Annotated in this window: 22 protein-coding genes and 1 tRNA gene; 16 read left to right on the top strand and 7 right to left on the bottom strand. The window is 62.7% G+C overall.

The annotated features are described in order from the left end of the window. Nucleotides 1-159 precede the first annotated feature (159 nt). From cobN to cobO, 4 genes are read left to right on the top strand one after another with little or no spacing between them, the layout of a single operon-like run. Nucleotides 160-4194: a cobaltochelatase subunit CobN gene (gene cobN / locus H6M51_RS13360; RefSeq protein WP_185810319.1), complete on the top strand. Its 4035-nt coding sequence runs from the start codon at nt 160-162 to the stop codon at nt 4192-4194. Next, nucleotides 4181-4600, top strand: a complete 420-nt coding sequence (locus H6M51_RS13355) for a GFA family protein (protein WP_185810318.1) — start codon at nt 4181-4183, stop codon at nt 4598-4600. The genes cobN and H6M51_RS13355 overlap by 14 nt, the downstream gene beginning before the upstream one ends. Beyond that, a complete protein-coding gene (locus H6M51_RS13350) occupies nt 4597-5043 on the top strand; it encodes a GNAT family N-acetyltransferase (RefSeq protein WP_348644479.1) in 447 nt (148 codons plus the stop codon). The genes H6M51_RS13355 and H6M51_RS13350 overlap by 4 nt, the downstream gene beginning before the upstream one ends. Then, on the top strand, nt 5040-5672 hold the full coding sequence (cobO, locus tag H6M51_RS13345) for a cob(I)yrinic acid a,c-diamide adenosyltransferase (protein ID WP_185810317.1): 633 nt from the start codon (nt 5040-5042) through the stop codon (nt 5670-5672). The genes H6M51_RS13350 and cobO overlap by 4 nt, the downstream gene beginning before the upstream one ends. A gap of 4 nt (nt 5673-5676) precedes the next feature. On the opposite strand, the gene H6M51_RS13340 is transcribed toward cobO, so the two are convergent. Beyond that, the gene (locus H6M51_RS13340; protein ID WP_185810316.1) at nt 5677-6462 is read right to left on the bottom strand and encodes a TSUP family transporter; all 786 of its coding nucleotides are present in this window, start codon (nt 6460-6462) and stop codon (nt 5677-5679) included. A gap of 360 nt (nt 6463-6822) precedes the next feature. Here H6M51_RS13340 and H6M51_RS13335 point away from each other — a divergent pair, with 360 nt between their 5' ends. From H6M51_RS13335 to H6M51_RS13300, 8 genes are all read left to right on the top strand, one after another. Beyond that, entirely contained in the window at nt 6823-8214 is a 1392-nt protein-coding gene (locus H6M51_RS13335; RefSeq protein ID WP_185810315.1) for a sirohydrochlorin chelatase, read from the top strand. Continuing rightward, complete coding sequence (locus H6M51_RS13330; RefSeq protein WP_185810314.1) at nt 8214-9329, top strand: cobalamin biosynthesis protein CbiG; 1116 nt, start codon at nt 8214-8216, stop codon at nt 9327-9329. Before H6M51_RS13335 ends, H6M51_RS13330 begins: the two co-directional genes overlap by 1 nt. Then, nucleotides 9326-9970: a precorrin-8X methylmutase gene (locus H6M51_RS13325; protein ID WP_185810313.1), complete on the top strand. Its 645-nt coding sequence runs from the start codon at nt 9326-9328 to the stop codon at nt 9968-9970. Before H6M51_RS13330 ends, H6M51_RS13325 begins: the two co-directional genes overlap by 4 nt. Further along, entirely contained in the window at nt 9963-11204 is a 1242-nt protein-coding gene (cbiE, locus tag H6M51_RS13320; RefSeq protein WP_185810312.1) for a precorrin-6y C5,15-methyltransferase (decarboxylating) subunit CbiE, read from the top strand. Before H6M51_RS13325 ends, cbiE begins: the two co-directional genes overlap by 8 nt. 157 nt (nt 11205-11361) lie before the next feature. After that, nucleotides 11362-12102: a precorrin-2 C(20)-methyltransferase gene (cobI, locus tag H6M51_RS13315; protein WP_185810311.1), complete on the top strand. Its 741-nt coding sequence runs from the start codon at nt 11362-11364 to the stop codon at nt 12100-12102. Next, nucleotides 12099-14054, top strand: coding sequence for a precorrin-3B C(17)-methyltransferase (gene cobJ, locus H6M51_RS13310; protein ID WP_185810310.1), 1956 nt, complete (start codon nt 12099-12101; stop codon nt 14052-14054). The genes cobI and cobJ overlap by 4 nt, the downstream gene beginning before the upstream one ends. Further along, nucleotides 14051-14830 carry a precorrin-4 C(11)-methyltransferase gene (gene cobM / locus H6M51_RS13305; protein WP_185810309.1) on the top strand — a complete coding sequence of 260 codons (780 nt, stop codon included), beginning with the start codon at nt 14051-14053 and terminating at the stop codon, nt 14828-14830. The genes cobJ and cobM overlap by 4 nt, the downstream gene beginning before the upstream one ends. A gap of 90 nt (nt 14831-14920) precedes the next feature. Further along, nucleotides 14921-15886 (top strand): nucleoside hydrolase, encoded by a 966-nt coding sequence (locus H6M51_RS13300; protein ID WP_185810308.1) that lies wholly within the window; start codon nt 14921-14923, stop codon nt 15884-15886. Nucleotides 15887-15978: 92 nt separating this feature from the next. Here H6M51_RS13300 and H6M51_RS13295 read toward each other — a convergent pair whose 3' ends face one another. Next, a complete protein-coding gene (locus H6M51_RS13295; RefSeq protein ID WP_185810307.1) occupies nt 15979-16125 on the bottom strand; it encodes a DUF1127 domain-containing protein in 147 nt (48 codons plus the stop codon). Nucleotides 16126-16702: 577 nt separating this feature from the next. Here H6M51_RS13295 and H6M51_RS13290 point away from each other — a divergent pair. The 4 genes from H6M51_RS13290 (at nt 16703) to tig (ending at nt 20282) form a co-directional block, all read left to right on the top strand. Next, on the top strand, nt 16703-17812 hold the full coding sequence (locus H6M51_RS13290; RefSeq protein WP_185810306.1) for a DUF2157 domain-containing protein: 1110 nt from the start codon (nt 16703-16705) through the stop codon (nt 17810-17812). Beyond that, entirely contained in the window at nt 17809-18384 is a 576-nt protein-coding gene (locus H6M51_RS13285; RefSeq protein WP_185810305.1) for a GDYXXLXY domain-containing protein, read from the top strand. Before H6M51_RS13290 ends, H6M51_RS13285 begins: the two co-directional genes overlap by 4 nt. A gap of 148 nt (nt 18385-18532) precedes the next feature. Further along, nucleotides 18533-18617: transfer RNA gene (locus tag H6M51_RS13280), tRNA-Leu, on the top strand. Nucleotides 18618-18803: 186 nt separating this feature from the next. Continuing rightward, complete coding sequence (gene tig / locus H6M51_RS13275) at nt 18804-20282, top strand: trigger factor (protein ID WP_185810304.1); 1479 nt, start codon at nt 18804-18806, stop codon at nt 20280-20282. A gap of 336 nt (nt 20283-20618) precedes the next feature. Here tig and H6M51_RS13270 read toward each other — a convergent pair whose 3' ends face one another. The 5 genes from H6M51_RS13270 to sfsA all read right to left on the bottom strand — a co-directional run bounded on the left by H6M51_RS13270 (nt 20619) and on the right by sfsA (nt 26066). Then, nucleotides 20619-21827, bottom strand: coding sequence for an MFS transporter (locus H6M51_RS13270; protein WP_185810303.1), 1209 nt, complete (start codon nt 21825-21827; stop codon nt 20619-20621). Between the two features lie 92 nt (nt 21828-21919). After that, nucleotides 21920-23344, bottom strand: a complete 1425-nt coding sequence (sthA, locus tag H6M51_RS13265; RefSeq protein WP_185810302.1) for a Si-specific NAD(P)(+) transhydrogenase — start codon at nt 23342-23344, stop codon at nt 21920-21922. A gap of 147 nt (nt 23345-23491) precedes the next feature. Continuing rightward, nucleotides 23492-24316, bottom strand: coding sequence for a DNA repair protein RadC (gene radC, locus H6M51_RS13260; RefSeq protein ID WP_185810454.1), 825 nt, complete (start codon nt 24314-24316; stop codon nt 23492-23494). 165 nt (nt 24317-24481) lie between these two features. After that, nucleotides 24482-25306: a type I methionyl aminopeptidase gene (gene map, locus H6M51_RS13255; protein WP_185810301.1), complete on the bottom strand. Its 825-nt coding sequence runs from the start codon at nt 25304-25306 to the stop codon at nt 24482-24484. Nucleotides 25307-25346: 40 nt separating this feature from the next. Then, the gene (gene sfsA / locus H6M51_RS13250; RefSeq protein ID WP_185810300.1) at nt 25347-26066 is read right to left on the bottom strand and encodes a DNA/RNA nuclease SfsA; all 720 of its coding nucleotides are present in this window, start codon (nt 26064-26066) and stop codon (nt 25347-25349) included. Nucleotides 26067-26082 lie beyond the last annotated feature (16 nt).

Genomic DNA, 26082 nt, shown 5'->3' with positions numbered 1-26082 from the left:
TCAGACATCCAGGGCTGGAGCAGCTGAAGGCTTTCCAGAGGGGCGCGACGTTGCCGCCTTCCGATCTCCCACCTTGAGGGGGAGATGCCCGGCAGGGCAGAGGGGGCTATTACAAGCTCCGACGGTTAGCAGCTCACCTAACATCTACTGGGAACCGTCATGCATCTCCTCCTAGCCCAGAAGGGATCGATCAGCGACGGCGACGAGGCGATCGATCTTGGCCAGACGCCAGGGGACGTGTTGTTCCTCTCGGCGGCGGACACGGAGCTTGCGGCCATAGCCGCAGCCGTTGAGGCGAGGGGCGTAGAAGCGCTGCGCTGGCGGCTGGCCAGCCTGATGACGCTGAAGCATCCGATGTCGGTCGATACCTATATCGAGCGCACGGCACGCCATGCCCGGCTGATTGTGGTCAGGGCGCTGGGGGGGGCGAGCTACTTTCACTATGCGCTGGAGGCGCTGCATGCCTCAGCCCGTCGCAGCGGCGCGGCCATCGTCGTGCTGCCCGGCGACGACAAGCCGGACGAGGGGCTTTCGCCTTATCAGGCCTGCGTGGATGACGACCGTCAGGCGCTCTGGACCTATCTCACCGAAGGCGGGGCGGGGAATGCCTCGGCCTTCGTCGCCTATGCCGAGGCTATGCTGCGCGGGGAGGAACGCCCGGAACCTGCGCGGCCCCTGCTGAAAGCCGGCATCTGGTGGCCGGGCAGGGGCGTGATCGGGGTCGAGGAATGGGAGAGGCTGGCGTTTGCGGCGCCCCCCTCTGGCCTGCCGGCCATCTCCCCCACAAGGGGGGAGAGCGGCTTCGTGGCTGGCGGCGTGCCTCCTTTTTCCCGTTCACGGGGAGAAGGTGCCCGCAGGGCGGATGAGGGGCAAATGGTGCCAGATGGTCTCTCCCCCCTTGTGGGGGAGATGGCCGGCAGGCCAGAGGGGGTAAGCCCCTCCCCAACCCCTCCCCACAAGGGGGAGGGGCTTCGAGCCATCACCCCCCTCTGCTTCTACCGCGCCCTCGTCCAGAGCGGCGAAACGGCTCCCGTCGAGGCCATGGTCGAAGCCTTGAAAGCTCAGGGCCTGATCCCGCTTCCGGTCTTCGTCTCAAGCCTCAAGGACCAGGTCTCCGTCGATACGCTTCGTGCCATCTTCACGCGATTCCCTCCCTCGGTGGTCATCAACACGACAGGTTTCGCCGTCTCCACCCCGGGCGCCGAAATGCCGTCGACGGTGCTCGACGAGACCGGTGCCGTGGTGCTGCAGGCGATCTTTTCGTCTTCGCCGCGCAGCACCTGGGAGAGTTCGAGCCAGGGCCTCAGCGCCCGCGATCTGGCAATGAGCGTCGCCCTGCCGGAAGTCGATGGCCGGGTCCTGACGCGTGCCGTCTCCTTCAAGTCGAAGGCGCGCTTTGACGAGCGGGTCGAGGCCAATCTTGTGAGCCATGAGTCGGATGCAGGCCGTATGCATTTCGTCGCGAAACTCGCCGCCAACTGGGCGAAACTCCGCACGACCGAACCCGCAGATCGTCGCGTGGCGCTGATCATGGCGAACTACCCGAACCGTGACGGCCGCCTCGGCAACGGCGTCGGACTGGACACGCCCGCCGGTACCGTGGAGGTCATGCGCGCCATGCGCGACGCAGGCTACGACGTCACCGATTTGCCCGCCGACGGCGACGCGTTGATGCTGGCGCTGATGGCGGGACCGACCAATGCGGCGAAAGATGGACGCGTGATCCGTGAACGGATTTCCACCAGCGATTACAGATCGTTCCTCCAGGATCTTCCCAAAGAAGTTCAGGAGCGAGTTACCGCGCGTTGGGGCGCGCCCGAGGCCGATCCTTTCCATCTCGACGGGGCCTTCGCGCTGCCGCTGATGCGCTTCGGCAAGCTCATGATCGGCATTCAGCCCGCCCGTGGCTATAATATTGACCCCAAGGAAACCTACCATTCCCCGGACCTCGTCCCGCCGCATGGCTATTTCGCCTTCTACGCCTTCCTGAGGCGAGAATTCGGGGCGCAGGCGGTGATCCACATGGGCAAACACGGCAATCTCGAATGGCTCCCGGGCAAGGCGCTGGCGCTGTCTGAAACCTGCTTCCCGGAGGCCGTCTTTGGACCGCTCCCGCATCTCTACCCCTTCATCGTCAATGATCCAGGCGAGGGAACCCAGGCCAAGCGCCGCACGTCCGCCGTCATCATCGACCACCTGACGCCGCCTTTGACCCGGGCTGAAAGCTATGGACCGCTGAAGGACCTGGAGGCACTGGTCGACGAGTATTACGAAGCCTCGGGCGGCGATCCGCGCCGGCTTGTTCTCTTGAAGAAGCAGATCCTGGAACTGATCGCAGACATCGGGCTCGACCAGGATGCCGGGATTTCCAAGGGCGAGCCTGACGAGACGGCGCTGGAAAAGCTCGACGCCTATCTCTGTGATCTCAAGGAAATGCAGATCCGCGACGGACTGCACATCTTCGGGCGCGCGCCCGAGGGAAGGCTGCTGGCCGACCTCGTGGTCGCGCTGGCGCGTGTGCCACGCGGCCAGGGCGAGGGTGGCGATGCCAGCCTGCCGCGGGCGATCGCGGGCGATCTGCATCTGCTCTCCCCCCTTGTGGGGGAGATGTCGGCGCAGCCGACAGAGGGGGGTACCTTAGGCACAACGCCGAAGATATTCGATCCCCTCGACTGCGTGATGTCCGCGCCCTGGACGGGGGCAAAACCTGCGATCCTCGCCGATCTCATCGACGCCCCCTGGCGCACCGCTGGCGACACCGTCGAGCGCATCGAACTGCTTGCTGCCAAGTTCGCCTCCGGCGAGATCACGTGCCCCGATGACTGGCCGCGCACCCGCGCAGTACTCGCCGAGATCGAAACCCGCCTGAAGCCCGCCGTCGTCTCCTCCGGCCCCGCCGAAATCGAGGGCCTCCTCAGAGGCCTTTCCGGGCAGTTTGTGCCCCCGGGCCCCTCCGGCGCGCCGACCCGCGGACGCCCGGACGTTCTCCCGACGGGCCGAAATTTCTACTCGGTCGATAGCCGCGCCGTGCCGACGCCGGCGGCTTACGAACTCGGCAGGAAATCCGCAGAGCTCCTGATCCAGCGCTACGTCCAGGACCATGGCGAGTGGCCAACCTCCTTCGGCATCACCGCCTGGGGCACGTCGAACATGCGCACCGGCGGCGATGATATCGCGCAGGCTCTGGCGCTGATCGGCGTCAAGCCGCTCTGGGACATGGCCTCGCGCCGCGTCACCGGCTTCGAGGTGATCCCGATGGCGGTCCTCGGCCGCCCGCGCGTCGATTTGACCTTGCGCATCTCCGGTTTCTTCCGTGACGCCTTCCCCGAACAGATCGCGCTATTCGACAAGGCGGTGCGGGCGGTGGCGGTACTCGACGAGGACGAGGGCGACAATCCGATTGCGGCCCGCGTGCGGGCTGAAACCGAGAAGCTGAAAGGCGAGGGGCTGGACGACAAGCAGGCCGCCCGCCGTGCCGGCTACCGGGTCTTCGGCTCCAAGCCCGGTGCCTATGGCGCTGGCCTTCAAGCCCTGATCGACGAAAAGGGCTGGGCCGAGCGCGCCGATCTCGCCGAAAGCTATCTCGTCTGGGGCGGTTATGCCTATGGCGCAGGCCAGGAGGGCAAGGCGGAACGTGGTCTGTTCGAGGAGCGTTTACGTTCGGTCCAGGCCGTGGTGCAGAACCAGGACAATCGCGAGCACGACCTGCTCGACAGCGACGACTACTACCAGTTCGAGGGCGGCATGACGGCGGCGATCGAGTATGTCGCTGGCATCAGGCCGAAGGTCTATCACAACGATCATTCGCGACCGGAAAAGCCCGTCATCCGCAGCCTTGAGGAAGAGATCGGCCGCGTCGTGCGGGCCCGTGTGGTCAATCCGAAGTGGATCGAAGGCGTCATGCGCCACGGCTACAAGGGCGCGTTCGAAATCACCGCGACGGTCGATTACATGTTTGCCTTCGCTGCGACGACGGGGGCTGTCCGCGATCACCATTTCGAGGCCGTCTACCAGGCCTTCATCCTCGATGAGCGCGTGCGCGACTTCATGGCCGAGAAAAATGCTCCGGCGCAAAAGGAGCTCGCGGACCGCCTGATCGAGGCAATGGAGCGCGGCCTATGGACGCCGAAAAGCAATTCCGCCAAGTTCACCCTGGTTGAAATGACGCAGGGAGAACAGCATGTCGGACACTGAGCGCGGTCAACCGATGGCTTTGAGCGGCCATTGCCTGTGTGGTGGCGTTCGCTTTCGCACAACTGGACCTGTGCGAAGTTCCGGCCATTGCCATTGCGAAAGCTGCCGGCGTGCGGCCTCTTCCCCGATCACGACATTTCTGACCGTGGCGCGGGACAGCGCCGCGCTCGAAGGGGAGAGCCTGCGTTTCTACGCCTCTTCGCCGGGCGTGCGGCGCGGCTTCTGCGGCAATTGCGGATCGCCGATGTCGTTCGAGACTATCCGGCGGCCGCAAGACATCGATTTCTATGTTGCGAGCCTCGATGACGGACTCTCTATCCCCATTCGGGAGCACTGGCATTGGGACGAACGGGTCGACTGGCTCCACATCGACGATGATCTGCCGAAAAGCGAGGGCGGTGTGTGACGGATCCGGTGCATATCGAGCTCTTGGAGAACGATGACGATCTCTTGGCCGGAGCCGTCGTCGCAATTCTCGATGAGGCAGCAGAAGGGCTGGGACACCCGTTCGAGGCGCGAAAGGTTCAGATGCGGGCCCTCGACGCCGACGGCGGCTTCGTCGGAGGACTGATCGGCGCCTATCTGCAGCGCTGGTTTTTCGTCAAGTTTCTGGCCGTGGCGCCGGAGGCACGGGGGCGCGGCATTGGCGCGCAGCTTCTCGCCCGAGCGGAAGCCCTGGCGCTTGAGGATGGCCTGGTCGGCATTTACCTCGATACCTTCGAGTTCCAGGCGCCGCGCTTCTATCTGCGCGAGGGTTATCGCGAGATTGGCCGCCTGCCGAAGGTCGGCGACGCCCCGCAGCGCATCTGGTTTGCAAAAGAGTTCAACAGGTCCGGGAGTACGACATGACCGAGGAAACGATGAGCAACCCCGAGGCCGATCTCGCCCGTCATGCGGAAAAGATGGCCAAGAAGAAGGCCGCGCGCGATAAGATCATGGCGACCAAGACCGGTGAAAAGGGCCTGGTCATCGTGCACACCGGCAAGGGCAAGGGCAAGTCTTCCGCCGCCTTCGGTATGATCTTCCGCCACATCGCCCATGGCAAGAAATGCGCCGTGGTCCAGTTCATCAAGGGGGCGATGTCGACCGGCGAGCGCGACCTGATCCTGAGGCAGTTCTCTGATCTCTGCGAATTCCACACCATGGGTGAGGGCTTTACCTGGGAAACCCAGGACAAGGCGCGCGACATCGCCATGGCCAAGGCCGCTTGGGAAAAGGCCAAGGAACTGATCCGCGATCCCGCCAACTCCATGGTGCTGCTCGACGAGATCAACATCGCCATCCGCTACGACTATATCGACCTCGCCGAAGTGCTGGAATTTCTGGCGAGCGAGAAGCCACCGATGACCCATGTCGTGCTGACCGGCCGCAACGCCAAGGACGAGCTGATCGAGCTTGCCGATCTCGTGACCGAAATGGAACTCGTCAAGCACCCGTTCCGCTCGGGCATCAAGGCGCAGATCGGTGTGGAATACTGATTGATCAGATCCCTATCCACACCCGAATCGGGTTGGTCGGGTCGGCGAGAAGGCGGATTGCCAGCGCCACGCAGGTGAGCACCAGCAGCGGCTTGATCAGCCGCGCGCCGTTTTTCATCGCGAGCCTCGAACCGGTCTGGGCGCCGAGGAACTGGCCGATACCCATCAGGAAGCCGATCTTCCAGAGCACGACGCCACCGGCGACGAATACGAGGAAGGCGCCGACATTCGAGCCGAAGTTCAAAAGCTTCGTATGCGCTGTCGCCTTCAGCATGCCGAAACCGGCAAGTGAGACGAAGGCCAGCATGTAGAAGGAGCCGGTGCCCGGGCCGAAGACGCCGTCATAAAAGCCGATCATCGGCACGAAGGTGAGGCCGAAAACGAAGGGTGTCATGCGCTGGTGGCTGTCGATGTCGGAGAGGTTCGGCTTTAGCGCGAAATAAAGCGCGATCGCGACCAGCAGGAAGGGCATGAAGGCACGCAGCACCGCAGCGGGAACGAAGCTTGCGACCACGGCCCCGAGCGCACCGCCGATCACCGCCATGGCCGCCATCGGCAACTGCTTCTTGAGATCCACATGACCCTTGCGGGCATAGGCGATGGTCGCCGATCCCGCCCCGAACATCGACTGCAGCTTGTTGGTGCCGAGCGTTTCCAGCGGCGGAATGCCCGCAATCAGCATGGCGGGAATGGTGATCAGCCCGCCGCCACCCGCAATCGAATCGATGAAGCCGGCGATGAACGCGGCAATGAACAGCAGGAGAAGAGCTTGGAAAGCGAGGTCGACCACGGAGAGACTCGAAGTGCGGTTGTGAACGCGGGCAGGGAAGGTGAGGACCTTGTGGACCAATCGCCGACGCTTCGCAACCTCACGGGCATGTCGCGCGGGTCGCACACGGGACATTCTGTGGACTGGCGCTTCCGTCACACAAAGCGCCGCAATCCGGTTTGACCGTTCGATAAGCCTCCGATAAAGCTCAGGGTAATGTGCGACGGCGCCTGTTCGACAGGCTGGAAATAGTCCGGTGCGGCCGACCCAATCCGGGGGCCAATTCCGGAGCTGTCCCAAAGGCCATGGACCGTGCCGCAAGGTGCGATAAGTCCGGCGCTTCGTACAGAAAGTAAAACGAAGCAGGGAGGCCTTTATCGCATGGCGGAAAAACTCGGAATCATGGTCTGCGGCCACGGTAGCCGCAATCAGAACGCAGCGAAGGAATTCGCCGTGATCGCGGAAGCGCTGCGCGCCCGCAATCCCGATATGCCGGTGGAGTACGGCTATCTCGAATTCTGCAATCCCGTAATTTCGGCCGGACTCGACAGCCTGCGCGAGCAGGGCGTGACCCGCGTGTTGGCGGTTCCCGGCATGCTCTTTGCCGCAGGCCACGCCAAGAACGACATCCCCTCGGTGCTGAACACTTATCAGGCTCAGCACAAGGATTTCGTCATCAATTACGGCCGCGAGCTCGGCATCGACCTGAAGATGATCCGTGCTGCCGGTGACCGCATCCAGACGGCGGTCGACGAGGCGAACGAAACGCTCGGCTTCGTCGATAAACACGAGACGCTGCTGATGGTCGTGGGGCGCGGCTCGTCCGATCCGGATGCCAACTCCAACGCCACCAAGGTCATGCGCATGCTCTGGGAAGGCATGGGCTTCGGCTGGGGCGAGACCTGCTATTCGGGCGTCACCTTCCCGCTGGTCGAGCCGGGCCTGACCCATGCCGCCAAGCTTGGATACAAGCGCATCGTCGTCTTCCCCTATTTCCTCTTCACCGGCGTCCTGGTGAAGCGCATCTACAGCTATACCGACGAGGTGGCCGCGCGGCATCCGGAGATCCAGTTCGTCAAGGCGAGCTATTTGAACGACCACCCGCTGGTCCTCGATGCCTTCCAGGATCGGGTCAAGGAGATCCTTGAAGGTGCGGCGGTGATGAACTGCCAGATGTGCAAGTATCGCGAACAGGTGCTTGGCTTCGAAGCCGATGTCGGCCAGCCGCAGGAAAGCCACCACCACCATGTCGAAGGCATTGGCGGCGGCCTGGAAAACTGTCCCTGCAAGGGCGATTGCGATGCTTCCTGCCGCGATCCCGATTTCTGTCGCGAGCACGGCCTTCCCTGGACCCCCGTGCACAGCCATGCAGAACCGGCACCGTTGAAGCCCGTGCCGGTCGAGCCAGCATTCGACTATGCGCCGTCCTTAACGCTCGGCGGCAAATATGCCGGCCTCAAGGACAAGACGCCGGATTCCGATCTGCAGGCCGTGATGGACGCGCCGTCCTCGGGCAAGGCAGCCCATCACGAGCATGGACCGAACTGCGGCTGCGGTCACCACGACCATGATCATGGACATGACCACAACCATGCGCACGACCATGGGCACCATCACCACCATGATGACCATGATCACGGCCACCATCATCATGGTCATGATCACGGACATGACCATGGCCATGCGCATGGCCACGACCACCATCATCACCACGCGCCTTACCCCCATGCGGATCATCCGCTGGGGCCAAAGTCGATGCAGAAGAAAAAGTAATGCCGCTCTTCGATCGCATCCTGATCGTCGACTGGTCGGGGGCCGGGCAACCGGTAACCGGCAAGAACTCACTCTGGGCGTGCCTCGCCCGGCGCGAGAGCGATGGTCATGCGATCGAATGGATCGAAAATTTTTCGACCCGCCACGCCTTCATGCATCGGCTTGAGGACGTGGTCAGCGCAGCGGTCGCTGAAGGCCAACGCCTGCTTTGCGGCTTCGACTTCGCATTCGGCTATCCGGCCGGCACCGCAGAGCGGCTGACGGGGGAGCCACACTGGCGTGACCTGTGGCGCAAGATCGCGGACGAAATCGAGGATAGCGAGGATAACCGCAACAATCGCTTCGATCTCGCCTCGCGCTGGAACGCCACCTATTTTGCCGGCGAGCCGCGCTTCTGGGGACGGCCGCATCAGCATGTCTATGCCGATCTCTCCGACAAAAAGCCGACCGCCCCGACAGAGGCTCCGCTCGCCTTCCGCCGCTCTGAGCAGTTCGCCAAGGGGGCGAAATCCGTCTGGCAACTGAGCTACAACGGTTCCGTCGGCAGCCAGACATTGCTCGGGATCGCACGGCTTTCGCGCTTCCTGAATGAGAGTGGCCATGGTGAACACGTCGCCGTCTGGCCCTTCGAGACAGGCTTTGGCACGACTTTCGAGAAGCCGATCGTCTTTGCAGAGATCTATCCCTCGCTCTTTACGCTGACCTCACGGGACGAGGTGAAGGACCAGGCGCAGGTTCGTACTGTCGCCGAGGCTTTCGCTCGCTTCGATGCGGATGGGCGGCTTGCAACGCTGCTCGATCGCCCGCCGATGCTATCAGATGAGGAGGTCGCGACATCGCTTGCCGAGGAGGGCTGGGTGCTTGGGATCGGGCATCGAGAACTGGATGTCGCGGTTGGGGATACCCCCCTCTGGCCTGCCGGCCATCTCCCCCACAGGGGGGGAGAGCGGACTGTGGTGGCTCCCGAGGCAGCCTCTGATGTTCCTGGTTCAACCCCGACTGCTGGCACATTCACCAGTTCTGCGACTGTCGCTGAGGCCGCCACACGGCACAACCCACTCTCCCCCCTTGTGGGGGAGATGTCGCGCAGCGACAGAGGGGGGTGTTCCGCATGACTGCCTCCCTCGACTACATCCGCGACCCCGCCGAAATCTATCGCCAGTCCTTCGCCACCATCCGCGACGAAGCGTCCCTAGACCGCTTCCCGACGGTCCTCCAGCCGCTGGTCATCCGCCTCATCCATGCCTGCGGCATGGTCGATCTCGCCGATGATGTCAGCTGGTCCGAAGGCGCTTTCGAGGCCGGTGCCGCAGCGCTGGAAAGGGGTGCGCCGGTTCTGGTCGATGTCGAGATGGTCCGCCACGGCGTGATCCGCCGCTTGTTGCCGGTCGACAACCAGATCCTCTGCCTATTGAATGACGAGCGCGTGCGGCCGAAGGCGGACGAAATCGGCAATACCCGCTCCGCTGCCCAGGTGGACCTCTGGGATGAACATCTGGCAGGTGCAGTGGTCGCGGTCGGCAATGCGCCGACGGCGCTATTCCGTTTGCTGGAGCGCATCGACGCCGGCGCGCCGAAGCCGGCGATCATCCTCGGTTTTCCCGTTGGCTTCGTCGGAGCCGCCGAAAGCAAGGACGAATTGATCGCCGATTCCAGGGGCATTCCCTATATCGCGGTGCGCGGTCGCCGGGGTGGCTCGGCCATGGCATCGGCCGCCGTCAATGCCCTGGCGGGAGGGCTCGGGACCAATGTCTGACGCGGCCCACACCCCCTGGCTCACCATCATCGGCATCGGCGACAACGGGCTCGAAAGCCTGACGCCTGAGGCCCAGGCGATCGTCTGGCAGGCGGAAACGCTCGTCATCGGCGAGCGGTTGGATGCGGTCATCGACGGATCGAGCCTGCCGGATCTCAAGCGCATCCTCACCTGGGGTGCGGGTTTCCGCGAGACTCTGTCCGAAATCCTGAAACTGCGCGGCACGCCGGTCACGGTGCTCGCCACCGGTGACCCTATGCATTTCGGCATCGGCGCGACACTCAGGCGCTATGTCGCCGCCGAAGAGATGTTCGTGCTGCCGAGCCCGTCGGCCTTTTCGCTTGCTGCCGCACGGCTTGGCTGGCCGCTGCAGTCGGTGACGCAGATCTCGCTGCATGGCCGCCCGCTCGCCTTCCTCAACCGGCATGTCATGCCGCGCGCTCGTATCCTGGCTCTGACCTCAGATGCATCGACCGTGCAGGCCGCTGCCGTGCTGCTCGCCGAGCGCGGCTTTGGCGCCTCCGTTCTGCATGTGCTCGAACATATGGGCGGCACGAAAGAGCGTTTACTGCGCATGACCGCGCTGGAAATGGCCGAGACCTGCCCCGATATCTCGGATTTCAACACGCTGGCCATCGACTGCGCCTGGGACGGGCCATTGCTGGCACCCGTGCCCGGTCTCCCCGACGAGGCCTTTCGCCACGACGGACAGCTCACCAAATGCGAGATCCGGGCGGCAACGCTGGCCCAGCTTGCGCCCTTCCCCAATGCCCGCCTCTGGGATGTCGGCGCCGGCTGCGGCTCGATTGCGATTGAATGGATGCGATCAGGCATGGGGACCAGGGCGATTGCGATCGAGGCCAAGCCCGAACGGCTGGCGATGATCCGCGAGAATGCCGAAATCCTCGGCGTGCCCGATCTTGAAATCGTCGACGGCGAAGCGCCGGTCGTTCTCGCGGGTTTGAAGACCCCGGACGTCATCTTCATCGGCGGCGGTATCAGCGGCGAGGGACTGTTTGAAGCCTGCTGGGCAGCACTTGCCCCCGGCGGGCGTCTGGTCGCCAACGCTGTAACGATCGAAGGCGAGGCCAAGCTTGTCGAGCTTCGCAGCCGCCACGGTGGTGATCTCTCCCGAATTCAGGTAGCACGCGCCGCCCCGGTCGGCCGCTATTGCGGCTGGAAGTCGCTGATGCCTGTTACGATTTGGACGGTCGTAAAGGGGGAGGGCGCATGACATTGCGACTTGGCCCCTCATTCGCCCTTCGGGCACCTTCTCCCCGCAGGCGGGGAGAAGGCCATCGTGGCCGACGTCGTGCCGCCTTCTCCCCGTACACGGGGAGAAGGTCCCGGCAGGGGGATGAGGGGCACCTAAACATTCGGGAGCAGTCCACATGACTGGTAAACTCTATGGCCTCGGTCTCGGCCCCGGCGATCCGGAACTGATGACGCTGAAGGCGCATCGCATCCTGACGAGCTGCCCGGTCGTGGCCTATCCGGCGCCCGATACCGGCCCGAGCTTTGCCCGCCAGATCGCGGCTCCCTATCTGACCGCCGCCCAACTGGAAGTGCCGATCATCGTGCCGATGCGCGTCGAGCGCTTTCCGGCCCAGGACATCTACACGAAAGCCGCAGAGACGCTGTCGCATCATCTCGATGCCGGCTCCGATGTCGCCGTGCTCTGCGAGGGCGACCCCTTCTTCTACGGCTCCTTCATGTATCTCTTCGAGCGGCTTGCCGACCGGTATCCGACAGAGGTCGTGCCGGGTGTCTCCTCGATGATGGCGGCCGCCGCGGGTCTCGGTCGTCCGCTCGCGGCCCGCAACGACGTCCTGACAGTGCTGCCGGGACCTCTCTCGGATGACGAACTCGCCGCACGGATCGAGGCCTCTGGCGCCGTTGCCATCATCAAGCTCGGCCGGCATTTCGCCCGGATCCGCGCGCTGATCGAAAGCCTGGGCCTGACAGCGCAGGCCGGTTATGCGGAGCGCGTCAGCCTTGCCGAACAGAAGCTCATACCGCTTGCCGAGGTGGTAGAGGGCACTGCGCCCTATTTCTCGATGATCCTGATCTACAAGGGCGACGAGCGCTGGCATCCGGCACTTGCCAAAAAGCTTGGAAGCGGAGCCGCATGACACCTGTCTTCGCATCTCCGGTCACACCCGCTGTCGTCATCCTCAGTGCATCAGCCGCTTCCCTTGGGCGCCGCATAGCGGAGGACATCGGCGGCGAATTGCATGGTGCCGCCTTGCGTGTCGCTGAGGCTGATGTTCGTTTTGCCTCTGCCAAGGATCATCTCCAGACGCTGTTTGCCGCAGGCCGGCCGATCGTTGCCGTCATGGCCTCTGGTGCTCTGATCCGGCTGCTCGCCCCGCTGCTCTCCGATAAACACACCGAGCCTCCGGTGCTCGCCGTTGCCGACGACGGATCCTCCGTTGTGCCACTGCTCGGCGGTCACTACGGCGCCAATGATTTGGCGAGGCAAATTGCCTCCTCCCTTGGCGCGCATGCCGCGATCACCACAGCCGGCGATCTGAAATTTGGCGTGGCGCTCGATCAGCCGCCTCATGGTTATGTGCTTGCCAATCCTGACAAGGCCAAGGCCGTCATGGCCGAGCTTGTCGCGGGGGCGGGCGCCCGGCTCGAGCTTCCTTCTCCCCGCCTGCGGGGAGAAGGTGCCCGAAGGGCGGATGAGGGGCTGCAGCACACCGCCGCGCTTGACCTGCCCCTCACCCCAACCCTCTCCCCGCAGGCGGGGAGAGGGGGGATCGCCGCCTGGCTCATCCAATCAAGACTTCCATTTCAACAAGAGGCCCGCGTGACGCTCTCCGTGACCGACCAACAGAAATCCGCAGGCGAGCTGGAACTCGTCTATCATCCGAAGACGCTGGTGCTCGGCATGGGCTGCGAGCGCCATGCAAAGCCGGAAGAGGCGATTGCCTTGGCGGAGGAAGCGCTCGCAAAGGGTGGTTTCGCGAGGGAAAGCCTGGCGGCCGTCTGCTCGATCGACCTGAAGGCGGATGAGACGGCGATCCATGCGGTGGCCACCCATTTCGGCGTGCCGGCCCGTTTCTTCACGGCAGCCACGCTCGAAGCCGAGGCGCCGCGTCTGAAGAACCCCTCCGAAGTGGTCTTCGCCGAAGTCGGCTGCCATGGCGTGGCGGAAGGGGCAGCATTGGCGGCTGTCAGCGCTGCGGGCGAGCTTGTGGTCGAAAAGATCAAGTCGAAAGGCGCAACGGCCGCCATCGCCAGGGCTGCCGACATCGTCGACCCTGATACCATTGGCCGTGCCCGCGGCACGCTGTTCGTCGTCGGCATCGGTCCGGGTTCGGAAGGCTGGCGGTCGCCGGAGGTCTCGCGCATGGTTGCAGTCTCCACCGATCTCGTCGGCTACTCGCTCTATCTCGACCTGCTTGGGTCCCTGGCCGACGGCAAGACGCGTCACGATTTCGATCTCGGCAAGGAAGAGGCGCGCGTCGTGCATGCCATGGAGCTGGCCGGTGAGGGAAAGACCGTGGCGTTGGTCTGCTCTGGCGATGCGGGCATCTACGCGATGGCGACGCTGGTGTTCGAACTCTTCGACAAGGGCGGCATTACCGATGCCGCAAGCCGCATCGAAGTGCAGGTCTCGCCGGGCATCTCCGCCCTGCAGGCTGCCGCCGCGCGAATCGGCGCGCCGCTCGGTCATGATTTCTGCACCATCTCGCTTTCGGATCTTCTGACCCCCTGGGAGCATATCCAGCGCCGGGTGAAGGCGGCGGGCGAGGGGGATTTCGTCATCGCCTTCTACAATCCGGTCTCGATGAAGCGCCGCACGCAGCTCGCTTATGCCCGCGACGAATTGCTGAAATATCGCCCGGCGACGACCCCGGTGATCCTCGCCACCAATCTCGGCCGCGAGGGCGAAAACGTCCGCACCGTGCCGCTGGGCGAATTGAACGTCGACGATGTCGATATGCTGACTGTCGTGGTGGTCGGCTCGTCGGAGAGCCGGACGGTGACAACAGGCGACGGAAAGACCTGGGTTTACACGCCTCGCGGTTATTCGGGAAAGGCAGACAGTGGCATGAAGGGAAATGAAGCATGACCGTCTATTTCATCGGCGCCGGCCCCGGAGCCCCCGATCTGATCACCGTGCGGGGCCTTCGCCTCATTGAGCGCTGCCCGGTCTGCCTCTATGCCGGCTCGCTGGTGCCGGAGGAGATCGTCAAGGCGGCGCCCGAGGATGCCCTCGTCAAGGACACGGCTCCCATGCATCTCGACGAGATCATCGCAGAGATCGAGGCAGCCCATGCGCGCGGCGAGGATGTCGCCCGTGTGCATTCCGGCGATCCCTCGATCTATGGCGCGATTGCCGAACAGATGCGCCGTCTCGATGCGCTCGGCATTCCCTATGACGTCGTCCCCGGCGTACCGGCCTTTGCGGCGACCGCCGCACGGCTGAAGACCGAGCTCACCTTGCCCGAAATCGCCCAGACGGTCATCGTCACCCGCACCGAGATGAAGGCATCGTCGATGCCTGAATTCGAGACGCTGGAGATTTTGGGCAAGTCGCGGGCGACGCTTGCGATCCACCTGTCGATTCGCAATCTCACCCATATCCGCGATACGCTGACGCCCTATTACGGCGAGGATTGCCCTGTTGTCATCGCCTATCGCTCCACCTGGCCGGATGAACTCTTCATCCGCACCACGCTGAAGGATATGGCCGAGGAAGTGCGCAAGGCGAAGATCACGCGGACCGCCCTGATCATGGTCGGCAAGGTCTTCGGCCATGTCGAGTTCCGCGACAGTGACCTCTACAATTCCGATTTCAGCCATGTCCTGCGCAATGTCGGGAAAAAGAAGAAGGCGAGCGCCTAATCGCCCGTCTTCCCGTCGTCACGCTTCGGGTCTATCGTCGCGCCCGCCCGGCGGACGCCGATCAACAACAACAAGAAAAGGACTTCTCCCATGCATAAGGTCATCTTCGATACGGATCCGGGCGTCGATGACGCCATGGCGCTCCTCTTCCTGCATCATCATCCGGAGATCGACCTGCTCGGCATCACCACGGTCTTCGGCAACGCCGAAATCGATGTGACCACGCGCAACGCGCTGTTCCTGAAGCGCGAATGGAAGATTGACGCCCCTGTCGCTCGCGGCGCCGGGGAGACATTCATTCCCCATCGCGTCAGCCACGAGCCACCGAAATTCATCCATGGCGACGACGGTCTCGGCAATATCGGCGTGCCCGAGGTGACGGATGTGCATCCCGATCCGCGGCCTGCCCATCGCTTTATCGTCGAGACGGTCCGCGACAATCCGGGCGAGGTGACCATCGTTGCCGTCGGACGCATGACCAACCTCGCCAACGCGCTGAAGGAAGACCCGGAGATCGTCAATCTCGTCAAGGAGATCGTCATTATGGGCGGCGCCTTCGACGTCAACGGTAACGTGACGCCGGCGGCCGAAGCCAATATCCATGGTGACCCGGAAGCGGCTGACGTTGTGATGACCGCTCGCTGGCCGGTGGTCGTCGTCGGTCTCGATGTCACCATGCAGACGGTCATGACGCGTTCGCAGCTGGCGGACATCCGGGACGCCGCCGGCACCAGCCGCGCGCGCCTGCTCTTCGACCTGTCGCAGTTCTACATCGACTTCTACGAGGGCCTCGTCGATGACGGCATGGTCGTGCATGACAGCTGCGCTTGCGTCTATGTCGTGGCGCCGGAACTTTTCAAGACCCGCAGTGGTGTGATCCGCGTCGTCTGCGGCGGCATCGCCGATGGCCAGACGATCCAGAAGCCCGATGGTCGCGGATTCGGTCCCTCCGATTGGGACGGTGATCTGCCAAGCCAGAAAATCTGCACCGAGATCGATGCCCCGGCAGTGCTTAAGCTCATTCACGACGTGATAGTCGCGGTTCGCGAAGACTGAGATCCGACATCAGCAGGCAAAGAAAAACCCCGGATCTGCCTGCAGATCCGGGGTTCTCTGTTCTGTCCTGGTCCGACCGAAGCCGGGGCCGATCAGCCGTTGACGGCGTGACGGGCAACGCGACGGATGTCGTCGCGGCCAATGCCGAGGTCACGCAGTTCGCGATCCGACATGCGGCCGAGTTCGGTGACGGTCTGACGATACTTGCGCCAGTTGTTGAGCGAGCGAGCGATGTTCATTTGGGTCTACCTCTTTGGTGGTTTGGACCCATCCGTGGGCCCCTTCGAATTTGTTGAGCCGAATATATGCTGCGATGCGAAATGATTGAAGACATAATGCGGCAGAGCACCCATGCATTACATGCATAACAGGGGCTTTAACGCTTTGTTAATTGATGCTTTTTTGAGCGGTTGCATCATCCAGAACAGGGATCGCTAAACAGGCGCCCGCATGCGGCCGTGCGGATCAGGTAAGGCTTGAGGTGGCGGCTGGACAAAAAAATAACGCTCACCGGGGGAGGAGGTCCGGTGAGCGTCATTTTTGCAGACCAACGACTGGGAGGAGGAGTGTCGTTGGTCAATCGATCCCGCTTTGGGAGGAGGAGTAAGCGGGTCGAAGAAGAAGCGCCAGAAGTTCCGTCGCTCTGTTGAATATGAATATAGGCGACACATACGACTTTGTGCAGTGCAAAATCAGCATGGAAGGCATGCGATGTTTGCATGGGCTTGCAATTCCCCCGGCGAAGGTTCCGGCGCCCCGCTTGTCTTTCGGCATCGACCGTTTCAGATTGCGCCGGAACTAACGGGGATAATGAATATGTACAGGGGTAGGTTGAAGCGCGACCTGGATGACTGGGTGGGACGCGGATTGATCGACGCAGGCACGGCCGAAAGGCTGCTCGCGGATGTGGACCGCAGGGGCGCTGGTTTCAGCATCGGCAGTGTCCTGTCGATGTTTGCGGCGCTGTTGATCGCTGCCTCGCTGCTGATGCTGATTGCCGCCAACTGGGAGCTCATTCCGCGTCTCGTCAAGGTGGTCGGTATCATCGCCCTGATCTGGGTCTTCCATATCGCGGCACTGATTGCGCGCTCCAGAGACGCAGATCGCATTGCCGCCGGGGCGCTCATTATGGGCGCAGCAGCCTTCGGCGGGGCCATCGCGCTGATCGGCCAGCTTTATCATCTCTCCGGCGATACCTTTTCGGCGATGTTCCTCTGGTTCGTGGTAACCGCAATGTCCGCCGCGCTTTTCCGGTCCGGGGCGCTGGCAGTTGTTACCGGAGCCTTGTCGCTGGCGACCTTTGGCGGCGGCTTCGACAGCTTCGGCTGGAACATCGGCGCCCATGGTCTCTGGGCCTGGTGGCCGCCGGTTGGGGCCATCGCAGTTTTCGCGCTGGCGCACTGGACGGGTGCCATCCGCGCCAAACATTTCGGTTACATCCTTCTCATCGTCTGGATCTGGTGGATGACGATCCTTGAACGCGCCGAGGTTTATGCGCTCGCTGTTGCCGCAGTCGCAACGGTCGTGTTCCTGGTCCTCACGGTGCCGCGCTCTCCCTTGGCGAGCCTTCACCGTCGGCTTGGCGCGTCGGGAAGCTTCTATGCTCTGGTCATGGCCCTGACAGGATATGCCTATTTTCAGTTGAGCGGCCTCGATGCGCTGATGACGGCCGTGCTCGGCGTTGTCATCCTTTCGCTTTCGATCGCCGCAATCGCGCTGGATGGACGCGATAACGGCGCTGTGCGCTTCCTGGCCTATGGTGCCTTTGCCGCAGAGGTCCTTTTCCTCTCTTACGAGACGATCGACAGCATCCTCGGAACCTCAGCCTTCTTCCTGCTGTCGGGTCTCGTGGTCGCCGTGCTCGCCTTCATCGTCATTCGCCTGGAGCGCCGCTTCTCCCGGCCTGTTTCCGAGGTGACGCCATGATCGCCGCAAGACCCTTTGCCGCCGCTGCGCTGTTCGTCGCGCTCGTCCAGACAGCGATCCTTGGATACATGATCGAGGGGCGCGCCTCGATCTTGCGGTCCGGAACCGATATTCTGCTCAAGACGGCGCCCGTCGATCCCCGCGATTTGCTGCGTGGCGACTATGTCATCCTCACCTATGACATCTCGAATATCTCGACGGCCTCGATCGCCGGCACCCGACCGAAGGAGGGCGAGGTGGCGAGGCTCAATGTGCGTCTCAAGCCCGGGGCAGATGGTTTCTGGATTGTCTCCCAGGCATCTTTTGATCCGCTGGCAGCGGAAGATGGCAGCGTCGTCCTGCTGTCCCAGCCGATCACGATCTATGGCTGGGAATGGGAAAATGCCGGGAACCTGATCGTCTCGTATGGCATCGAGCGCTTCTATGTCCCCGAAGGCGAGGGCAAGCCGATCGAGGACGGCCGCAACGAGGGGCGAGTCTCGGTCGCAGCCCGTGTCTCCGAAGACGGTCAGGCACAGATTCGCGCCCTGATGCTCGATGGCGAGCCGCTCTACGAGGAGCCGCTCTACTGAGCGGCGCCATTCTCTCGCTGCAAAGCCTGTGAAGCCTGTCCGGCGGGGCCTGCAACACTGTCATTTTTCCTTTGCGTGGGGGAAAACGGGTGTTATAGAGACGCGCGCTCCGGAGGGGCCATGCGCGATGCAGCATGCGCTTTTGGACGCGGGTATGGTGAAATTGGTAGACACGCCAGATTTAGGTTCTGGTGCCGCAAGGCGTGGGAGTTCAAGTCTCTCTACCCGCACCAGCTGAGCCGCGCGGGATCGATGAGAGAAGCACCGAGGTGTGGCTCCCGTCAGTCCGGCGCCGTTTTGCTTGGCAGATTGTTGACGAATTGCGACGCAGCCACGTCCGGGAAAATCAATTCCGGCGTCGTGCTCAGGGAAAACCACCGGCTGTCCGAGCACGGCCGCCACGACATGAAGGTAAGAACATGCAGGTTATCGAAACGCTCGCTGAAGGGCTGAAGCGCGAAATCAAGGTCGTCGTTCCGGCCAAGGACATGGAACAGCGCATGAACGAGCGCTTGGCCGAGGTGAAGGACAAGGTCCGCATCAACGGCTTCCGCCCGGGCAAGGTGCCGGTCGCCCATGTCAAGAAGATGTACGGCAAGTCGATCATGGCTGAGCTCGTCAACGAGATCATCCGCGACAAGCCGTCGGCGATCCTCTCGGAGCGTGGCGAAAAGTCGGCGACCCAGCCGGAAATCGTCATGACCGAGGACGAGAAGGAAGCAGAAAAGATCCTGTCCGCTCAGGCTGACCTGGAATTCACGCTCTCCTACGAAATCATCCCGGCGATCGAACTGAAGTCGGTCGACGGCATCAAGGTCACGCGCGAAGTGGTCGACGTCTCTGAAGACGAGATCAACGAGCAGATCACCAAGATCGCGGAAAGCGCCCGCACCTTCGAAACCAAGAAGGGCAAGGCCGCTGAAGGCGACCGCGTCACCATGGACTACCTCGGCAAGGTCGACGGCGTTGCCTTTGACGGCGGCAAGGACGAAGACGCAGAACTGGTCATCGGCTCGAACCGCTTCATCCCGGGCTTCGAAGACCAGCTCGTCGGCGTCAAGGCCGGCGACGAAAAGGTCATCACCGTAACCTTCCCGGCTGACTACCCGGCCGCCAACCTTGCCGGCAAGGAAGCAACCTTTGACATCACCGTCAAGGAAGTCGCTGCTCCGGCCGCCATCGAGATCAACGACGAGCTGGCCACCAAGCTCGGCGTCGAATCGGTGGAGAAGCTGAAGGAAATCGTCCGCGGCCAGATCGAAAGCCAGTACGGCAACGTCACCCGCCAGAAGGTCAAGCGTCAGATCCTCGACCAGCTCGACACGCTCTACAAGTTCGAGTCGCCCTCGAAGCTCGTCGACGCCGAGTTCGAAAACATCTGGCGCCAGATCAACACTGATCTCGCCCAGTCCGGCAAGACCTTCGCTGACGAAGACACGACCGAAGAAGCAGCCCGCGAAGAATACCGGGCGCTTGCCGAGCGTCGCGTCCGCCTCGGCCTCGTCCTCTCCGAAATCGGCGAAAAGGCCGGCATCGAAGTGACCGAAGAAGAAATGCAGCGTTCGCTCTTTGCCCAGCTGCAGCAGTTCCCGGGCCAGGAAAAGCAGATCCTCGACTTCTTCCGCAACACGCCGGGTGCTGCCGCGTCCCTGCGTGCGCCGATCTTCGAAGAGAAGGTCATCGACAAGCTTCTCGCTGAAGTCTCCGTCACCGACAAGAAGGTAACGAAGGAAGAGCTGCTCGCCGACGACGCCGAGGAAGGCGACAAGCCGGCAAAGAAGGCAGCCCCGAAGAAGAAGGCTGCTGCCAAGGCTGAAGACGCTGCCGAAGGCGAAGAAGCCGCTCCGAAGAAGAAGGCAGCTCCGAAGAAGAAGGCCGCCGAAGGCGACGCCGAATAATCTCCGCGCCGTATTGAATTCAGAGAAAGCCGTCCTTCGGGGCGGCTTTTTCATGTCTGGGAGTATAGGATTCCATGCGACGAAGGAGGATCGGGAGTGCCACGCTCTTCGTCGAACTTGCTTTGTCGGGCTTCTGATCGATCCCGGGCTGGCGGGAGACGGGTGCCGGAAAGGACAGCTCAGGCTACGATCATCGTCACCCACCTCGGGGCCGCCGATCGTGCAACCATTTAACCCGCCGATAGCCGTGCCATGGCAGCCGATCGGGTCGCCGCCACGAACCGCCTGTTCATTTGGGACGAAAGAGAGTGCCCTGCTTTCTGAAGGCTTGAGAACTCAGCTCAGTCTCAGCCGACCCCGATCGACGGCCAGCAGCCCGGCGACGCCGACGATTGCCAAAGCAAGACCGAGCCAGGCTGTGCCGGAATAGCCGAAGAAATGCGCCCCCGTCGCAAAAGTGGTAGCGCTCACGGCATTTCCGAGGAACGAATTGATCGGCATGAAGGCCGTGCCAAGACCCGGGCGCGTCGGAAACAGATCCTGGAAATAGGTGATCGGCAACGAAAGAAGCGCTGCGGCGGTGGCCGCGCCCGGCAAAGCAAGCGCATAGAAATGCCAAGGCGCCGTGGCAAAGGCGAACCCCACCATGTGCAGACCGTAGAGAAGGGCCGAGGCGACGATCAGGACGAGCAGGCTGAAGCGCTTCAGGAGCGAGGCCGCAATCAGCATGAAGGGGATCTCGATGAAGGCGATCAGCGCAGCAATGAAGCCGACGTCCCGCGTTGAGCCGCCCAGTTCGAGTGTGAGAATGAGGGGCCATATCGTGGCGGCAAGCCGGGTCGTCCCGGTCACGGCGGCCATCGCGATCATCCGCACCAGCATGTCCGCCCTGACCAGTTCGCGCAGAGCGTCACGAAATGCGGCACCGGTGGTCCCGCCCGCCTCGCGTCCTTCCTTCGGGGGCGCAAGCAGCAGCATAGCGGCGGCGGCGATCAGAAGCGTACAAGCCGCTGCAGCGCCCCAAGCGCCAATCATGTTCGCCGATTGCGCCAGGACAAGGCCGAGGATCGCCGGCATCACCACCCAGGACGCGGACATGAAGGAGCGCACGATGGTGTTGACGGCTGCCGCGTCCCGCTGTGAAAGATCCGCCGTCTGGATGCGTGCCGAGGCAAACAGCAGCGAATGCACGGCCTGGGCGAAGGGAATGACGAAAGCCGTGGCGATGACGAAGACGGGGATTGACGGAAAGAGGAAGATCGCCCCGTAGCCGATGGTGCCCGCAATCCCTAGAAGCGCGATCATCCGGCGCCGATCGCTCATGCCGTCGGAGAGGATTCCAAGCGAGACGCTGATGGTTACTGTCATGATCGAGGCGACCACCGTCAGCGCCGAATAGGCCTGGTCGCTCATGCCGAGCGCCCCGATGGCCGTCACGCCGAGATAGGGCAGGGTGGCGCCGTAGGCGCAACCTTGCACGAAGATCATGATCGAGAGGAGGACCAACTGCGGCCTGGCCGCAATCTGGCGGAACGATGAGGACATGGGCGACTCGAAGCTCTGCGAGGGAGCCGCCTCACTAGCAGCTGGGCAACGCCCCGTCTCCTCTCAGAACTGCGGGTTCGCCAGTTGGGACGTCATTCCGCCGCCCGGCGTTCGACCTTCTCCACTTTCAATTCGCCCATCCGGTTCCAGGCGTCCAGCCCGGCGATCTTGTAGGCCTCCGCCAGCGTCGGATAGTTGAAGGTGTTCTCGACGAAGTACTCGACGGTGCCCTTGAGGTTGAGAACCGCCTGGCCGATATGAACCAGTTCGGTGGCCCCTTCGCCGACGATGTGCACGCCGAGCAGGCGCCGTGTTTTGAGTGAAAAGATCATCTTCAGCATGCCGCTATCGAGGCCCATGATGTGGCCGCGCGACGTCTCGCGGAAATGCGCGATCCCTGTCTCGTAGGGGATACCGCGCTGGATGACCTCTTCCTCCGTCAGGCCGCAGGTGGAAATCTCCGGCACGGCATAGATGCCATAGGGAAAATACTGGGGCGGCTCATGCGCCGGCGCCCCGACCGCATGACGTGCGGCGATGCGGCCCTGTTCCATGGACGTGGAGGCAAGTGACGGAAAGCCGACCACGTCGCCGGCGGCATAGATGCTGGGCACTGAGGTCTGGAACGTATCCGGGTTCACCTTGAGGCGGCCGCGGTTGTCGGCTTCGAGGCCGGCGGCCTGAAGGTTCAGCGTGTCGGTGGCGCCCACGCGGCCAGCGGCGAAGAGAACCATTTCCGAGGTCAGGACGCGCCCGTTCTTCAGCGTCACCCGACACTTGCCGTCGGCCTTTGCCACGTCTTCGACAGTCTGGCCGAAGATCAGCTTCATGTTGCGGTCCCGCAGCTGGTAGGTGAAATCCTCCACGATCTCCTTGTCGATGAAGTCGAGCATCGTGTCACGCGGTTCGACAACCGTCACGACCGTGTCGAGCGCCGAGAAGATGGTCGCATATTCGATGCCGATGACGCCGGCACCGATAACGATCATCGAGCGTGGAAGCTCCCTGATCTCCAGGATCTCATCGCTGTCGATGATGCTGACACCGTCGAACGGGATATGCGACGGCTTGAACGGGCGTGTGCCGACGGCAAGCAGGACCGATTTGGCCTGTACATGCACCACTTCCCCGTCGTCCTTCACCACTTCGAGGGTGTGAGCATCGATGAAATGGGCGGTGCCACGCATTTGATGCACGCGATTGCGGGAAAACTGGTGTTCAAGCACCTCGACTTCGTGATCCAGCGTGATCAGCAGGCGACGTCGCAGGTCGTCTGCGCTGATTTCCTGCTTTACGCGGTAGCTCCGGCCGTAAAAGCCGCGCTCGCGCCAGCCAGTGAGGTTGAGCGCGGTTTCACGCAGCGTCTTGGATGGGATCGTGCCGGTATGAACCGAGACGCCGCCGACGCGCGTGCCCTTTTCGATGACAAGAACCTTCTTTTCCAGCTTGGCCGCCTGGATCGCTGCGCGGCGTCCGGCCGGTCCGCTGCCAATGACGACGAAGTCATACTGGTTCATGAGGTTACCTCTGATTCGCCTGCTGCCATGCTGCAGCGCACATCTATTCACGCAGAGTATGACAGTGCAACGTCACCGTTTCGTTATCGCCATGTCGGTCGGGTCCGCCGGGGCCTCCCACGATCTGGGGAGAGAAGAGCCGAAGGTTCAGATCAGCCTCAAACCCTTGAGGCTCGCGTGGCCGTCCTTGCCGATGATGATATGGTCGTGGACAGTGATACCAAGCGGCTTGGCCGTTTCGACGATCGTGCGCGTCATGTCGATATCCGCCCGCGACGGCGTTGGATCGCCGCTGGGATGGTTGTGCACCAGGATGATCGCTGTCGCCGAAAGCTCGAGCGCGCGTTTGACCACTTCGCGTGGATAAACGGGCGTATGATCCACGGTCCCACGCCCCTGGATCTCGTCTGCAATCAGCACATTGCGCTTGTCGAGAAAGAGAATTCGGAACTGCTCTGTGGTCTCGTATGCCATCGCGGCATGGCAATAGTCGATGACCGCAGACCAGGAGGAGAGAACCTGCTTTTCGCGCAATTCGCTTTTCAGCATGCGCTGGGCGACACTGGCGATCAGCTTGAGATCGAGCGCGACGGTCTCGCCCACACCCTTGACCTCCTGCAGCAGGGCAGGAGGCGCACCGAGCACGCCGCCAAGCGTCTGGAAGCGGGCGAGCAGCGCCTTGGCGATCGGCTTGGTGTCGCGACGCGGAATCAGCCGAAAGAGCAGGAGTTCGAGGACCTCGTAATCGGCAAGCGCCGTCTCTCCCCCCTCGCGAAAGCGGTTGCGAAGCCTCTCGCGATGGCCGAGATAATGCGCCTCCGGCTGCATGGTCGCGCGTGCAGATGCGGCTTTGGCGATATTGCTATCCCGCGTGGTCTGCTCGGCAAAGAAACTGCGTTCGTCGACATCATGGAAATCATCGACCGCAGAGGCGGTTGGCGACCCAAAAAGATCGCCCGCCTTGTCTGCCATGACGCCTTGCACGCGTGAAGGATCGTCTGCGAATGGAAGCTTGCCCGTCATGCCACCCCAATCCTGACCATCATGGTCGAACGGCCGCAGGCCGCACGGATATAGTGACACGACTGCTGCCGCGCGCAAGTTCAAGTTGCGGATGGTGGTGCCGGGCGAATGGCCTCAGGCGAGGCCGGGACGGTCCAAGCCCGCAGGCGAGAGGGTGAAGATCTCGCAGCCGGTCGCCGTCACGCCGACGGTGTGCTCGTATTGTGCCGTCAGCGACCGGTCGCGGGTGACTGCGGTCCAGCCATCCGAAAGCACTTTCACATGCGGCTTGCCGAGATTGATCATTGGCTCGATGGTGAAGATCATACCTTCGCGAAGTTCCGGCCCTTCATTCGCCTTGCCGTAATGCAGGATGTTCGGGCTGTCATGAAACAGGCGCCCGACGCCGTGACCGCAGAAATCGCGCACGACAGAGCAGCGCTCGGCTTCCGCATAGGTCTGGATCGCTTCGCCGATGGCGCCGGTACGGGCGCCGGGGCGCACGGCGGCAATGCCGCGCATCAGGCATTCATGGGTCACTTCCATCAGCCTTTCGGCTGCGCGCTTGATCTGCCCGACCGAATACATGCGGCTCGAATCGCCATGCCAGCCATCGAGCAGGAAGGTGACGTCGATGTTGACGATATCGCCGTCACGCAGCGGCTTGTCGTCCGGCATGCCGTGACAGACCACATGGTTGATCGAGGTGCAGACGGAATACTTGTAGCCGCGATAATTCAGCGTCGCGGGCAGGGCGCCGTGATCGGCGCCAAACTCGAAGACGAATTTGTCGATCGCTGCCGTCGTCACACCCGGCTTCACCATCGGCACGAGGGCATCGAGACAGCGGGCCGTCAGCTGACAGGCGCGGCGCATGCCTTCGAAGTCGTCTGCGCCGTAAAGCCGGATCGCGCCGGTGTTCTTCAGCGGCGCAGTCGCCGCATCGATATAGGTGACCATGGGGTGGCTTTCGAAACGTCTAATCTAGGATCTTGGCCGTTCATAAAGCACGCAGACCGTCCTCGTCTATCGGGATGAGGCTTTCGGGTACGATTTTGAAGCGATCGAGCGCACATCGGATGGCATAGGCCTCCACGCCGCGCGCAATCGCTCGGGCGAAGGCTCGGCCATAGGCAGCGTCTAGATCGGAGCAGATCTTCAGCCGATCACAGTCGGCGCGCTGGATGACGAAGAGCATCGCCGCTCTTCTTCCGGCCTCGACCAGGTCGCCCATCTCGTCGAGATGCTTGGCGCCGCGTGTCGTCACACTGTCCGGGAACTCGGCAAGGCGCGGCTCGCGGATGAAATGCACGTTCTTCACCTCGACGTGTACGCTGCCCTTACTCTCGTCCTCCAGCAGGATGTCGATGCGCGAGTTGCGGCCGTAGCGTTGTTCGCGCTTCAATGTGGAGTAGCCTGCAAGCTGCGGCACGATCCCGGCTAAGATTGCCTCTTCGGCAAGACGATTGGGAAGTGCCGTGTTGACCCCGACCACAGTGCCATCGGCCTCCACCAGCTCGAGCGCATGGGCATATTTGCGGCTGGCAGAATCATGGCGCGACAACCAGATCCGCGATCCGGATTCGGTCAGACCGCGCATCGAGCCGGTGTTCGGACAGAAGCCGGTGATCTCGCTGCCGTCTTCGAGGATGGCGTCGAACAGGAACCGCTTGTAGCGGCGCACGAGCCGCGCGGGGATAAGGGGCGGTGAGAAGATCATCCGGTGCGGGCGCTAA

The organism is Rhizobium sp. AQ_MP, assembly GCF_014237835.1.
Lineage (GTDB): Bacteria > Pseudomonadota > Alphaproteobacteria > Rhizobiales > Rhizobiaceae > Allorhizobium.
Note: the sequence above shows the minus strand (reverse complement) of the source record. Positions and strands in the feature narration are given on the sequence as shown.